Below are 13407 nucleotides of genomic sequence, written 5' to 3' on the forward strand. Positions count from 1 at the left end.
TTAGGATCCGCCGAGGATTGAGTTTGCGACGGTAATATACTTACGGCCCGCTTCCTGCGCTAGAGCCACCGCTTCTGCGACAGGCAAATCGCCCCGCACGCGGCCCAGCTTCACCAGCATGGGCAGGTTAACCCCCGCGATCACTTCCACTTGGCGCGTCTGCATCACAGAGATCGCCAGATTGGACGGCGTGCCGCCAAACATGTCGGTGAGAATGATGACGCCTGCGCCGGTGTCGGCGCGGTCGATGGCAGAAAGAATGTCCTCGCGCCGGGTTTCAGCGTTGTCTTCAGGACCAATCGCTATCGTTTCGATATATTCCTGCGGACCAACAACATGCTCCATGGCCAACTTAAATTCGTCAGCCAGTGCCCCGTGGGTCACCAGAACCAAACCAATCATAGACAATCCCCAGTCGGCGGCTGCTCGCGTGATGACCTGCGAGACATCGCTTCTGCCCCTTGGCCGAACCGATCCAAGATCGGTCGAATAAGAGCCCGCAGTCTTGCCCTCGCACACCCTAGTTGCAAGGGAAATATTATGAGGCTTGTTACACCTTAGCGCTTGCGCGAAGCGCTTCGAGCACCAGAAGCTCTTGGTGGCCAAGACTAATCTGATTGGCCGTCGGCACTGGCGCGCGCGGGAATTGATAGCCCGCAAGCTCCGTCACCAGCTCATCTTCCTCCACCATGCGGATCAATTCCGGCACAAGGTCGATAATCACAGTGAGTCGCGCCCGTTCCGCATGGGGGCGCTGAACAATGCCCCGCCCGCGCAATTCAATAAGGCCTGCCAAGCTTTTGGGTGCCAGCATGATAAGGCCGTTGCCGTCGTCGCTGATATCAATCCGATCGTCAGCAACCAGACGCGCCTCAAGCCCACGACCGTCGAAGCGTTCGAGCAGAGCGAGCGCGAGTACCGATTTGCCAGCACCAGATGGACCGCGCAGCAGGACGCCTGCGCCATCGAGAATCAAACCGGTGCCGTGGATATTGAGTGCTGTCGTCATGCCCCCAATCTACTTTTTGGCGCGCGGTAACACAATGGTGAACACAGCCCCGGAACGATCGGTCCGGTTATGGGCCTTAATCGTCCCCTTATGGGCGTCGACAATTTGTTTCGATATCGAAAGCCCGAGGCCCGAGTGATTGCCAAAGCTCTCGGTTTCCGGTCTGTCGGTATAGAACCGCTGGAAAATCCGAGTGACGTCGCCGGTGATCCCCGGTCCCTCATCGCTCACCGTAATGGTGATCTCGTCCGCATCGGTGCTCACCGCGACGGTCACTGTGCCGTCCTTAGGCGAGAACGACACCGCATTATCGATGAGATTGGCGAAGACCTGCGCTAGGCGGCTTTCATGGCCGCTGATCGTGGTGGTGCCGCGCCCGGTGCGCTTGCCCAGCACAACATTAACATCGCGTCCCGCCGCCATGTCCCGCTGTATAGCCACCATGGCTGTCGCCAATTGCTCGACGTCGACCAGTTCCACGCTTTCGCGCGCCAGTTCAGCGTCGAGGCGGCTGGCACTCGAAATATCGGTAATGAGACGATCAAGACGCCGAATGTCGTGTTGAATAATCTCGTTAAGGCGCTGCTTGTCTTCCTCGCGCTTGGCCAGCGGCAAGGTCTCAACCGCCGAACGAAGCGAGGTGAGCGGGTTTTTAAGCTCATGCGCCACGTCCGCTGCAAAGCGCTCAATCGCCTCAATACGGTTGTAGAGTGCGTCCGTCATCCGGCGCAGCGCATAGGACAAGTGCCCGATCTCGTCCGGACGTTCGCTGAAATCGGGGATTTCCGCGCGCGCGTCACCAGCAGTTTGCACGCGTTCTGCAGCGGCCGCGAGGCGACGCATTGGTCCTGCAATGGTCCCGGCGAGCAATAACGAAAGGACGATTTGAACGCCCGCCGCAATCCCTGCGATCCGCAAGAGGCTCCACCGCTCCTGCGCCACCACAGAGTCGATATCGCCCGGCGCGGTCGAGAGCAGAATAGCGCCCACATAGGCGCGCATGCGCTGCACTGGCACTGCCACCGAAACGACGAGTTGATTGTGAGCGTCTACACGTACGAAATCGGCCGGCGCGCCGAGCAGCGCCGAGGCGACCTCGGGATAGCGCTGCCCTTCATCTGCACCATATTCTTGGTAAGTCGGGTAATTGTCGCCCGGCGACCAGTTGAGCAGCGCATTCCACCAGCTGAGGAGGAAGAACTCCTCGTGGCTCTCGGTGCTGATCGAGGGGCGCAGGACTTCGCCCTTGGTATAGATATTGTCGCTGTCGAGAATGAGCAGGCCCTGCTGATCATAGATGCGCGCGCGCGTGCGCGTCGGCATGATCAGATTGCGCAGCACCGGTGCGATCCGTTGCGGATCAATCGGGAATTCCAGCGAAGGGTCATAATAGGAGAGGGGGGAGACATTGCCCGCCTGACTGTCGAGCAGACGGTCAGGATTGATCTGAATGATGTCGCTATCCACCGTCGCCGATGAGGCGATGGCGGCAGAGATGATTTCCCCCTGCACGCGCAGCGATTGCACGCGCGCGTCGATCAGCCCGGCGCGCCATTGGTTGAGATACAAAATCCCCACCACCAGCACCAGCAGCCCCGCCATGTTCAGCACGACAATGCGGCGTGTCAGGCTCGAGAAGATCGTGAGATCGAGAAAACGCTGAATACCGCTGATCAGCTTGATCAGCGGCACAAAGATCATGCGCCAACCCTTGTTCGATGAGCGCTTAGAGCTCTCAACATGGTCAGGGTTTGCGACGTTCGGTTCTGAAAGGGGCCCCTCGCTCGACACAGAGGTCTTATTGCTCCTTGAAGCGATAGCCGACGCCATAGAGCGTTTCGATCATCTCGAAATCATCGTCAGTAGCTTTGAACTTCTTGCGCAGACGTTTGATGTGGCTGTCGATGGTGCGGTCGTCGACATAGACCTGATCATCGTAGGCAGCATCCATCAACGCATTACGCGACTTCACCACGCCGGGACGCAGCGCCAGCGCTTGCAAAATGAGGAATTCGGTCACGGTCAGCGTCACGCGCTGGCCCTTCCAGGTGCAGGTGTGGCGTTCTTCGTCCATCACCAGCGAGCCGCGCTCAATCAGTGCCTTGCTTGGTGTAGGTTCGCCACCGGCAACGCCAGGTGCGCCGGGCTCGCGCGGGGCCGAACGGCGCAGAATGGCTTTCACTCGTTCTACCAAGAGACGCTGGCTGAAGGGCTTGGTGATGAAGTCATCCGCACCCATCTTGAGGCCAAACAACTCGTCGATTTCCTCATCCTTGGAGGTGAGGAAGATCACCGGCACATCCGATTTCTGGCGCAGGCGGCGCAGCAGTTCCATGCCATCCATACGGGGCATTTTAATATCGAGAATCGCTAGATCAGGCTTGTCCGTGGTCAGGCCTTCAAGCCCGGACACGCCATCAGTGTAGGTCGCCACGGTGTAGCCTTCAGCCTCAAGCGTCAAAGACACCGAGGTCAGAATATTGCGGTCGTCGTCTACCAAGGCGATCTTGGGCATGAGCTGCCTTTCTTCTCGTGGTGCAAGCGAGTCCGTAAACCCGAACTTTATCTACAACTGCCGTTGCAAGCGACAATTACGCATTAAATAAGGCGCATGACCGTCTAATACCAGTGTTCTCCCGAAAACTTCCACTCTCCGACTTCCGTCGTACGACCCATTGCCCGATGGTTTGTGCCGGTCAGAAAGCCGTATTTTCCGCTCCAGACGGCACTCATCGGAGTGTCGGAAAGGAGACGAACAATGTCTGGCTTCGATCACGTCGCCCTGAGAGATGAACTTGTTACTTCTGCCGCTTCTGTCAGCGACAATGCTATTGCGCCCCAGTTGGTCGCAGCATCTCTCGCCAACGGTTATGGCCGCTTGACCGCGCATGGCGCGCTGTCGGTGGAAACGGGCGCCTTTACCGGCCGTTCCCCAAAGGACAAGTTTATCGTTCGCGACGCGCTCACTGCCGACAGCGTTTGGTGGGATAACTCAGGCGCGCTATCGCCAGAGCATTTTGATGTGCTCTTGGGCGATGTGAAAGCCCATCTGGCCGGTCAGGACATGTTCCGTCAGGACCTGCTCGCTGGCGCCGATTCTGAACACCAATATGCCGTCACCGTGCTCACCCCGAGCGCTTGGCATGCCCTGTTCATTCGCAATCTGCTCATCCGTAAGGGTGAAGGTATTGCCGATGGCGACGCCGCAATGGCTGTCACCATCGTTCATGCGCCGAACTTCAAGGCCGATCCGGCCCGCCACGGTTCGCGCACCGATACTGTCATTGCCCTCGATATGAGCCGCAATCTCGTGGTCATCGCGGGCACGCTCTACGCTGGCGAAATCAAGAAGAGCGTCTTCTCGCTGTTCAACTTCCACGCGCCTCGCCACAATGTTCTGCCGATGCACTGCTCGGCAAATCTTGGCCCTGAAGGCGAAGCAGCGCTGTTCTTTGGTCTCTCCGGCACCGGCAAGACCACGCTGTCGAACGACCCGAACCGTCCGCTCATTGGCGACGACGAGCACGGTTGGTCCGATCGCGGCGTCTTCAATCTTGAAGGCGGCTGCTACGCCAAGACCGTAAAGCTCTCGGCCACGGCAGAGCCTGAAATTTACGCGGCAACGCGCGAATTCGGCACCGTGCTGGAAAACGTCATTCTCGATGATCAGCACGTTCCTGAATTCGACGATATCTCGCTGACCGAAAACACTCGTGCGGCCTATCCAATCCATGTCCTGCCATCACTGGCCAAGGGCAGTGTTGGTGGCACGCCAAAGACCGTCGTGTTCCTCACCGCCGACGCCTTTGGTGTTCTGCCGCCGCTCGCCAAGCTGACCCCCGAGCAGGCTGTCTACCACTTCCTGTCTGGCTACACCGCTAAGGTCGCTGGCACCGAGCGTGGCGTCACCGAACCACAGGCAACCTTCTCAGCCTGCTTCGGCGCGCCGTTCATGCCACTGCACCCAACCGTTTACGGCGAAATGCTGGCGGACCGTCTGCGTTCGAGCGGCGCTCAAGCGTGGCTGCTGAACACCGGCTGGACCGGCGGCGGCTACGGCACTGGCAAGCGTATCGACATTGCCTCGACCCGTTGTCTGCTCACTGCAGCGCTTGACGGCTCGCTCGATGATGTTGAGTTCCGTCTCGACCCAATGTTCGGCTTCGCGGTGCCAACCGCTCTCGAGGGCATCGACTCCAAGCTGCTCGACCCACGCCAGACCTGGGCCGACACCGACGCTTACGACACGCAGGCCACCAAGCTTGTGGCCTTGTTCCAGAAGAACTTTGAAAAGTTCGGTGCCGAAGCCGATGTCGGCGCTGGCCCCCAGATGGCCATGGCAGCTGAATAAGCGTCACCAGTCACAGAATATAAAAAGGGCGCCCCGTGCGCCCTTTTTTATTGTCTGGGTTTTGACGCATGCCCAAAAACCGACACCCTCTTTACCTCTCCCTTAGGGGGAGAGGTCGACCGCAGGCCGGGTGAGGGGGCCTTTTTACTTCCACCGACCAAATCCCTCCACAACACCGCTCTACCTCCCTCCCCTTGAGGGGGGACTGTTCATTTGGGACTCCTTATGAGGTGTCTGTTGAAGAACAGATTGAGCGTAATCTCGAGCATCTGCACTGTTTTGGAGACGCGCTTTGTCCGCCGATTGAACCGCGCAAGATTGTCCCTGATTGAGGAATTGGAGGACTCAATCAGGTGGGTTTGCGCCTTTGTTTCCAGATGTGGCACGGTCACGCCATTGCGCTTGAAAGCGAGTGCGTAACAAGAGTTGGCATCGGTAAAGATGGCCCCGATCTCACCCACAGCCTGAAGGGCCAAGCGATAGGCCGTGATCGCACTTTCTACGCCTTTGTCACCGATGTGGTGGGCAACAACGCGGCGCTGTCTTCGGCTATAAACGGTCCAGATAACCGCTCGCTGCTGTTTTTTTGGACGTAGGTATAGATCTCGTCCATCTCAATAATATCGGGCCCGCTCGCTGGCGTACCGCGCTGAGCCGCAATCCGCTCTTGCAAGATGTCGTGCTCCTTGCGGATCCATTTAAGGACCGCGGCTGGGGAGGCCGAAAGGACGCGCCCAATGGCCCTAATGCCGGTGCCGTTGAGATACATCTGAACGGCCTGCGCTTTTGTCTCAGCGCTGAATTTAGGGGCGCGATCAGTAAAGTACCGACCACACTGCTTACAGCTAAATCGCTGGTAACCCGCCTTGAGGCCGCGCTTGACCGTGGCAGTGCTAGAACAATCTGGACAATCCATCTCAAACCCTCCGGCAAATCACCCCCAAGCAGTCAAACTAGAATCCCAAATGAGCAAGTTGTAAACAGTCCCCCTTGAGGGGGAGGGATTGAGGGGGGGGATTGAACGCTGACTTTGGATGAAATCGCGCCGCCCAAAGCTCCACGCCTTCGCCCGCACTGCACCCGAGCCCGAGCGCTCTCTCCCCTGAGCCACCATCCCTCCACAACACCGCTCTACCTCCCTTCCCTTGAGGGGGAGGGAGGTGGGGTGATGGCTAGGCACCAGCACGCGCGTTTTGCCGAACAGCCCCACAAACCCCCAACAAAAAAGGCGCTCAAGGCGCCTCTTTCAAATCCCAATTCTAACTCGCCTCAGTTTGGCGCGTAGAAAATATGGCTATCCACCGCTGCCACCTGATGGAAGGTGTTTGCCCAAGATGGGCGCACGGCAGTGGTGTGGTAGTAGAGTGTCTTGCCCGGAACCGCGCCGATCTCTTTGCCGATGGCAAATTTCTTATAGATGGTCTGGGCAAGATCCTGCGAGTTCGCCCATGCGCGGCGTTCGGTTGGGGTATCGTCACGACCATCGCAAGCGAAGGTGAACTGGCAACGATAAAGACCCTTGTTGGCGTTCTGATAGATCACGCCGCACAGCGAACCCGGGAACTTGCCCGAACGCGCGCGGTTGACGATCACATTGGCCACAGCCTGCTGGCCGCTTGCGGTTTCGCCACGGGCTTCGTGGTAAATCGCCTGTGCGAGGCATTCGCGTTCCGCATTGGCAGTCGCCAGACGCTTCTCGGTCGGCTGATAGCCATTTTCGAGATAGGACGCGAGGATGTCGCTCGAAACGGTGTTCTTGGACACTGGCACCGGAGCGGTAAAGCTCGCGATGGCCGAAAGCGCGGTGTGGGGCTCGCCGACAGAGCCGCGCGAAATATAGCCCATCAGCACGTCATCGGTCAGCTCAGCCTGTGGGCCAGCCAGTGTTACCGAAACGGAGCGCAGCTCTTGCTGGCGCTTGGCATAATTGGCAACGAGCGCTTCGGTCAGCGGCTGTTCACCCGGACGGATGTTCAGCGTCGCGCCCAGAGCGGGTTGCTGGCGCAGCTCGGTCAATGCTTCAGGAATGGCGTGCGGAAGGGTAACTGCGGTCTCGGCGCGGGCCGGCGAAAAGGTAACGAGCAAAGTGAGCGCAAAGGCGCCAACGGCGAGAGCGGCTGAAAACGCTCGGGTCGAATTTTGCTGCCAGCTTTTCTTCAAAGCCCCGTCCTTATCCCTGAGCCCAGCCGGTCGTTGCCGGTGAGCCTTCTCCGTGTCCGCCTAAGCGGCCATCGGTCGTTGTCCTTACACTAGCCAAGGATGGCGCCCGATGGAAGTCGAAATTTACGGCTGCTTAACCATAGCAATTAGCAACTTAAGCTATAGTTAAAGGCCCGAAGGCCTTATGGAAACCTTTGATTTCGCTGAGTTTTAGGGATGCTGAATGAGGGCTTACGCTATTCGATAAAGATTTATCTATTACCGAAAATGGTTAATCCGGGCGACGCCCGGATTCCCCTTATTCGCCGTGGAATGCCGCACGATGAACGTGGTTTAGGCTTTCCATCACAGACACACCCAGCCTGTGGATATGTTCATCGGGGCCGACCATGTCCGGCACCATAATCGTCTGCATACCGGCTGCGTGGGCCGCGCGGACGCCAACATTGCTGTCTTCGAGCGCCAGGCACAGCGTCGGATCGACACCAAGGCGCTTGGCTGCAAGCAGATAGGGTTCTGGGTCGGGCTTGGGGTTCATGACATCGTCGCGGGTGACGATGGTATCAAACAGATCAATCAGCCCCGAGCTCGCCAAATGGTGGTGCGCATGCTTGCGCGATGAGGAGGTCGCGACCGCTGTTGGAATGCCGCGCTCGCGAATCTCACGGAGAAACTCGATTGCACCGGCCTTCACCGGCACCCCATCCGCGCCCATGACATCGATCATCTCAAGGCATCGGTTGTTGAAGGTCTCGTAAGAGAATTCCTTCCCATACGAGTGCTGCAACCACAGCTTGGTGTGCTCGTTGCTCGATCCAACCATGCCGCGATGGATATCATGGGTCATGACATAGCCAAGCTCATCGGCCACTTCATAGACGATGGTCTTAAAGAACATCTCGGTGTCGAGCAGGGTGCCGTCCATGTCGAAGATGGCGGCTTGAAAGGGCGTCAGGCGAATACTATCGAGATCAGGCATCATAGATTGCGCTATATGCTGAAATTTGCCGATACGGAAGCGACAGCTGTGCAAGCCCGACCTGCGTGTCGAACTCAACCCCTCGTGCGAGCATTGGTAGAGCATGACCCAGTTTAGACCCGTGCAAACGCACCAGGCCCTTGGCAATGCCTTCTTTGATCGCGTCGCTCCTGCCGATTTTCCAAAAACCATTCTGCGCCACCGCGATCAGCGGTGGGCCGAACGCATTGGCTTGGACGCACTCAGTGATTCCAAATGGTTAGATCATTTTGGTCGGTTTGAGCCGTTTGAAGGATCGTTTCCCGAACCCTTGGCGCTGCGCTATCACGGCCATCAGTTCCGGTCATACAACACCGATCTCGGCGACGGGCGGGGGTTTTTGTTTGCCCAATGCATCGATCCGGTTGATGGGCGCCTTCTCGATTTCGGCACCAAAGGCTCGGGCAAAACCCCATGGTCGCGCGGCGGCGATGGTCGCCTGACGCTCAAGGGGGGAGTGCGCGAAGTGCTCGCTACCGAGATGCTCGAAGCCCTGGGCGTCTATACGTCAAAAAGTTTCTCGCTGGTCGAGACGGGCGAGCAATTGCATCGCGGCGATGAGCCGTCCCCGACGCGCTCGGCAGTGCTGACACGCCTCAGCCACAGCCATATTCGCCTCGGCACCTTCCAGCGCTTTGCCTATTTCGACGATAAGGAAAATCTCCAGCGTTTGGTGGATCACACCATCGCCCACTATTATCCAGACCTCGCCGAGGCTGAAGATCGCGCGGCGGCATTGCTCGAACGCGTCGTCGCCGAAGTCGCGCGCCTTGGTGCGCAATGGACCGCCGCCGGCTTTGTCCATGGCGTTCTCAATACCGACAATATCAACATCACCGGCGAAAGCTTTGACTACGGCCCGTGGCGGTTCATTCCAACCTATGACCCCACCTTCACCGCTGCCTATTTCGACGAAACTGGGCTTTATGCCTTTGGTCGCCAGCCCGACACGCTCGCCTGGAATTTGACCCGTCTCGCCGAATGCCTCGTCCCGCTGTCGTCGATCGAAAAGCTAGAGCCCGCGCTCAACACCATCTGGCCGCAGTTCCGCGACCAACTGGGCCGTCAGGTGCTCCGCCGCCTCGGCCTAAAACCGCGTGACGTGGACGACGGCACTGCCTTCGTTGCCGCCATGTTCGCCTTCCTCACGGCCAGCAAAGCACCATATGAGCAATTCTTCTTTGATTGGCGCGGTGGCGTCTTGAGCTTTGATCGCGCCGCGGCCAGCCCCAGTGCAGATCTTTACGCCAGCGAGGCCTTCCGCCCGTTCGCCGATCTTTTGGAGCGCTATGGGCCATCGGATGATGTGAACCTCGGTCACGCCTATTTTGCCCAGAAAAAGCCGCGCACCATGCTCATCGATGAGGTGGAAGCCATCTGGGCCCCCATTGCGCAGAGCGATGACTGGTCACTCTTTCATCAAACGCTGCAAGACATTGCCCAGATGCGCGCCGCCTACAACGTCATCGTTTAGATCTGCGACGTACAAGCCCTTGTTGCGTCTTCCCGGACCTGCATAATGTGGTCAGGGAGGACTACAACAATGCCGATTTATGCACTTGATGGCGTCGCGCCCAAAATCGACCCTGAGGTCGCCTGGATCGCGCCAACTGCTGTTCTGGTGGGCGATATTGTTGTCGGGGCCGATGTCGGCATTTGGTTCGGCGTTGCCGCCCGCGGCGACATTGAGCGCATCACCATTGGTCGGCGCACCAATATTCAAGAGAATAGCGTTCTGCATACCGATACCGGTCATCCGCTGGTGATCGGCGAGAATGTCACCATTGGCCACGCTGCCATTGTTCATGGCTGCACCATTGGCGACAATTCACTCATTGGCATGGGCGCAACCGTGCTCAATGGTGCGGTCATTGGCAAAAACTGTCTCATCGGCGCCAATGCCCTCATCACCGAGGGTAAGATTATCCCTGACAATTCCATGGTTTTGGGCGCGCCGGGCAAAGTCGTTCGCGACATCGATGCCGAAGGCGTCGCCGCGCTCGCCGCATCGGCCGAGCGCTATGTGCAAAATGCACGGCGCTACGCCCAAGGGTGCCGCCCAATTTCACCCGACGAACCAAACTTCGAGCCCGCTTGACGTAAAGGGCAAGGGGGCTTGCCGCAAACGCATCAGTTCGCCGCTTGGGACCTGACCTTGGAGAGGTCTATGCTCAAGCAAATAGTTTTATTGCCGGAAGAGGAGCCAGCATGAAGACCCACGAAGTACGCACCTATAAATCGGCTGAGCATCTTCCTCGCGAGGACCAATTGGCGTGGAAGCTCGCCAGTGTTGCCACCGACCCGGTCGCCCTCGACGCCGATGTCATTGAGATGATCGGCAATCGTATCATCGACAACGCTTCTGTGGCCGCCGCCTCGATTGCGCGCGGTCCCATTCGTTCGGCCCGGGCTCAGGCCTTGGGTCACCAATCCCCGCGCGGCGCGCAGGTTTTTGGTCTGCCCGAAAATGTCAAAGTCTCGCCCGAATGGGCCGCTTACGCCAATGGCGTGGCCGTGCGCGAACTCGACTTCCACGACACCTTCCTCGCCGCTGACTATTCCCACCCCGGCGATAATATCCCGCCCATTCTCGCGGTGGCGCAGGCGAAGGGTCTCGATGGACAGGCTCTGCTGCGCGGCATTGCGGCGGGCTATGAAATTCAGGTCGATCTCGTAAAGGGCATCTGCCTGCACGAACACAAGATCGACCATATCGCTCACCTTGGCCCTTCGGCTGCTGGTGGCATTGGTGCGCTTCTGGGGCTCTCGACGGAAATCACCTATCAGGCGATCCAGCAGGCGCTCCACACCACCACCACCACGCGCCAGTCGCGTAAGGGCGAGATTTCCACGTGGAAGGCTTACGCCCCTGCCTTTGCAGGCAAAATGGCCATTGAGGCGGTGGACCGTGTCATGCGCGGCGAAGGCGCACCTTCTCCAGCCTATGAAGGGGAAGACGGCTTTATCGCCTACCTCCTCTCCGGCCCATCTGCGCGTTACTACGTGCCGCTGCCGGAAAAGGGCGAAGCCAAGCGCGCCATCATGGATACCTACACCAAGGAATATTCGGCTGAATATCAGAGCCAGGCGCTTATCGATCTGGCCAAGCGCATGGGCGCCAAGATTGCCGACTTCTCCAAGATCAAATCGATCCTGATCAAGACCAGCCATCACACCCACTATGTCATCGGCACGGGTGCGAACGATCCGCAGAAGATGGACCCGAAGGCGAGCCGCGAAACGCTCGACCACTCCATCATGTATATCTTTGCGGTGGCGCTCGAAGATCGCGGTTGGCACCACGTCAAGAGCTACGCTCCCGAACGCGCCAACCGTCCGGAAACCGTCGCTCTCTGGCACAAGATCACCACCGAAGAAGACCCGATCTGGACCAAGCGTTATCACGCCAAGGGCGAAGACATGGCCTATGGTGGTCAGGTCATCATCACCATGGAAGATGGCACAACGCTCGTTGATGAGCTTGGCGTCGCGGATGCGCACCCCAATGGCGCACGTCCCTTTAGCCGCCCGAACTACATCGAAAAGTTCCGCACTCTCTGCGAAGGCATCGTCTCGAAAGAGGAGCAGGATCGCTTCCTCGCTCTTGTCGAGCGTCTGCCGAGCCTTACCGCCGCAGAAGTGCGCCAGCTCAACTTTGTGGTGACGACGGACCAGCTCGGTCCTGAAGCTCCTGCCGGCATTTTCTGAGGGAGGACGTCATGGAAACGACGTTCAAACCGAAGAAATCCGTTGCTCTCTCAGGTGTTGCCGCTGGCAACACCGCCCTGTGCACCGTTGGGCGCACAGGCAACGATCTTCATTATCGCGGCTATGACATTCTCGACCTCGCAGAAACCTGCGAGTTCGAGGAGGTGGCGCACCTTCTGGTCCACGGCACTCTGCCAACGGTCTCTCAGCTCGCCGCCTATAAAACGCGTTTGAAGGCCATGCGTGGACTGCCTCTGGCCGTCCGCCAATCGCTCGAAGCCCTGCCAGCGGGTGCCCATCCCATGGATGTCATGCGCACCGGCGTATCGGTCATGGGCTGCACTCTGCCAGAGCCGAGCGATCACAACACGGCCGACGCTCGCACCATTGCCGATCGCCTGATGGCCAACCTCGGCTCGATCCTTCTCTATTGGTATCACTACGCCAATAATGGTCGCCGCATTGAGGTCGAAACCGACGACGACAGCATTGGTGGCCATTTTTTACACCTCTTGCATGGAAAAACTCCAAGCCAAGAGTGGGTAAAAGCCATGCATGTCTCGCTCATTCTCTACGCCGAGCATGAGTTCAATGCCTCGACCTTCACCGCCCGCGTCATCGCGGGCACGGGCTCAGACATGTATTCCTCCATCGCTGGGGCAATCGGCGCGCTGCGCGGTCCAAAACATGGCGGGGCCAACGAAGTCGCCTTCCAAATTCAAGAGCGCTACGCCTCGGCCGATGAAGCCGAAGCCGATATCCGCAAGCGCGTTGAGAATAAGGAAGTCATCATCGGCTTTGGTCACCCGGTCTACACCGTCTCCGATCCGCGCAATGTCGTCATCAAGCGCGTCTCCAAAGCACTCGCCGAGCAAGCTGGGGCGAAACGCCAGTTCGACATCGCCGAGCGTATTGAAACGGTGATGATGGACGCCAAGAAAATGTTCCCGAACCTCGATTGGTTCTCGGCCGTTTCTTACAATCTCATGGGCGTCCCAACGGCCATGTTCACCCCGCTCTTTGTCATCGCGCGCACCTCCGGCTGGTCCGCTCACGTCATCGAGCAGCGTCAGGACGGCAAGATCATTCGCCCTTCGGCCAACTACATCGGCCCCGAAGATCTCAAGTTCGTGCCGCTCAAAGATCGCAAGGAGGCTTGAA

Annotated in this window: 12 protein-coding genes; 5 read left to right on the plus strand and 7 right to left on the minus strand. The window is 58.5% G+C overall.

What is annotated here, in order from left to right:
• From H4N61_RS00780 to H4N61_RS00795, 4 genes are all read right to left on the minus strand, one after another.
• Complete coding sequence (locus H4N61_RS00780) at positions 1-402, minus strand: PTS sugar transporter subunit IIA (RefSeq protein WP_169196837.1); 402 nt, start codon at positions 400-402, stop codon at positions 1-3.
• Positions 403-550: 148 nt separating this feature from the next.
• Positions 551-1009 carry an HPr kinase/phosphatase C-terminal domain-containing protein gene (locus H4N61_RS00785; RefSeq protein WP_169196836.1) on the minus strand — a complete coding sequence of 153 codons (459 nt, stop codon included), beginning with the start codon at positions 1007-1009 and terminating at the stop codon, positions 551-553.
• Between the two features lie 9 nt (positions 1010-1018).
• Positions 1019-2710: a sensor histidine kinase gene (locus H4N61_RS00790; RefSeq protein WP_169196835.1), complete on the minus strand. Its 1692-nt coding sequence runs from the start codon at positions 2708-2710 to the stop codon at positions 1019-1021.
• A 97-nt stretch (positions 2711-2807) separates the two neighbouring features.
• Positions 2808-3524, minus strand: a complete 717-nt coding sequence (locus H4N61_RS00795) for a response regulator transcription factor (protein WP_169196834.1) — start codon at positions 3522-3524, stop codon at positions 2808-2810.
• 243 nt (positions 3525-3767) lie between these two features.
• On the opposite strand from H4N61_RS00795, the gene pckA reads away from it, so the two are divergent.
• Positions 3768-5360 (plus strand): phosphoenolpyruvate carboxykinase (ATP), encoded by a 1593-nt coding sequence (gene pckA / locus H4N61_RS00800; RefSeq protein ID WP_182394721.1) that lies wholly within the window; start codon positions 3768-3770, stop codon positions 5358-5360.
• Between the two features lie 499 nt (positions 5361-5859).
• Here pckA and H4N61_RS00810 read toward each other — a convergent pair whose 3' ends face one another.
• The 3 genes from H4N61_RS00810 to H4N61_RS00820 form a co-directional block, all read right to left on the minus strand.
• Positions 5860-6276, minus strand: a complete 417-nt coding sequence (locus tag H4N61_RS00810) for an IS1 family transposase (protein ID WP_182394339.1) — start codon at positions 6274-6276, stop codon at positions 5860-5862.
• Between the two features lie 353 nt (positions 6277-6629).
• Complete coding sequence (locus H4N61_RS00815) at positions 6630-7520, minus strand: cell wall hydrolase (RefSeq protein ID WP_182394722.1); 891 nt, start codon at positions 7518-7520, stop codon at positions 6630-6632.
• A gap of 298 nt (positions 7521-7818) precedes the next feature.
• The gene (locus tag H4N61_RS00820; RefSeq protein ID WP_169196959.1) at positions 7819-8502 is read right to left on the minus strand and encodes an HAD family phosphatase; all 684 of its coding nucleotides are present in this window, start codon (positions 8500-8502) and stop codon (positions 7819-7821) included.
• A 100-nt stretch (positions 8503-8602) separates the two neighbouring features.
• Here H4N61_RS00820 and H4N61_RS00825 point away from each other — a divergent pair, with 100 nt between their 5' ends.
• The 4 genes from H4N61_RS00825 to prpC all read left to right on the plus strand — a co-directional run bounded on the left by H4N61_RS00825 (position 8603) and on the right by prpC (position 13406).
• Positions 8603-10012, plus strand: coding sequence for a protein adenylyltransferase SelO (locus tag H4N61_RS00825; RefSeq protein WP_182394723.1), 1410 nt, complete (start codon positions 8603-8605; stop codon positions 10010-10012).
• Between the two features lie 69 nt (positions 10013-10081).
• On the plus strand, positions 10082-10636 hold the full coding sequence (locus H4N61_RS00830; RefSeq protein WP_169196957.1) for a gamma carbonic anhydrase family protein: 555 nt from the start codon (positions 10082-10084) through the stop codon (positions 10634-10636).
• A gap of 110 nt (positions 10637-10746) precedes the next feature.
• The gene (locus H4N61_RS00835) at positions 10747-12246 is read left to right on the plus strand and encodes an MmgE/PrpD family protein (protein WP_182394724.1); all 1500 of its coding nucleotides are present in this window, start codon (positions 10747-10749) and stop codon (positions 12244-12246) included.
• A gap of 11 nt (positions 12247-12257) precedes the next feature.
• The gene (gene prpC / locus H4N61_RS00840) at positions 12258-13406 is read left to right on the plus strand and encodes a 2-methylcitrate synthase (protein WP_182394725.1); all 1149 of its coding nucleotides are present in this window, start codon (positions 12258-12260) and stop codon (positions 13404-13406) included.
• Position 13407: the final 1 nt, after the last annotated feature.

This window comes from Devosia sp. MC521, from assembly GCF_014127105.1.
Classification (GTDB): Bacteria; Pseudomonadota; Alphaproteobacteria; order Rhizobiales; family Devosiaceae; genus Devosia.

Coding starts and splice junctions, on each gene's coding strand:
- H4N61_RS00780 (WP_169196837.1), bottom strand. CDS start 402: ATGATTGGTTTGGTTCTGGTGACCCACGGGGCACTGGCTGACGAATTT.
- H4N61_RS00795 (WP_169196834.1), bottom strand. CDS start 3,524: ATGCCCAAGATCGCCTTGGTAGACGACGACCGCAATATTCTGACCTCG.
- pckA (WP_182394721.1), top strand. CDS start 3,768: ATGTCTGGCTTCGATCACGTCGCCCTGAGAGATGAACTTGTTACTTCT.
- prpC (WP_182394725.1), top strand. CDS start 12,258: ATGGAAACGACGTTCAAACCGAAGAAATCCGTTGCTCTCTCAGGTGTT.
- H4N61_RS00835 (WP_182394724.1), top strand. CDS start 10,747: ATGAAGACCCACGAAGTACGCACCTATAAATCGGCTGAGCATCTTCCT.
- H4N61_RS00820 (WP_169196959.1), bottom strand. CDS start 8,502: ATGATGCCTGATCTCGATAGTATTCGCCTGACGCCCTTTCAAGCCGCC.
- H4N61_RS00790 (WP_169196835.1), bottom strand. CDS start 2,710: ATGATCTTTGTGCCGCTGATCAAGCTGATCAGCGGTATTCAGCGTTTT.
- H4N61_RS00830 (WP_169196957.1), top strand. CDS start 10,082: ATGCCGATTTATGCACTTGATGGCGTCGCGCCCAAAATCGACCCTGAG.
- H4N61_RS00810 (WP_182394339.1), bottom strand. CDS start 6,276: ATGGATTGTCCAGATTGTTCTAGCACTGCCACGGTCAAGCGCGGCCTC.
- H4N61_RS00825 (WP_182394723.1), top strand. CDS start 8,603: ATGACCCAGTTTAGACCCGTGCAAACGCACCAGGCCCTTGGCAATGCC.
- H4N61_RS00785 (WP_169196836.1), bottom strand. CDS start 1,009: ATGACGACAGCACTCAATATCCACGGCACCGGTTTGATTCTCGATGGC.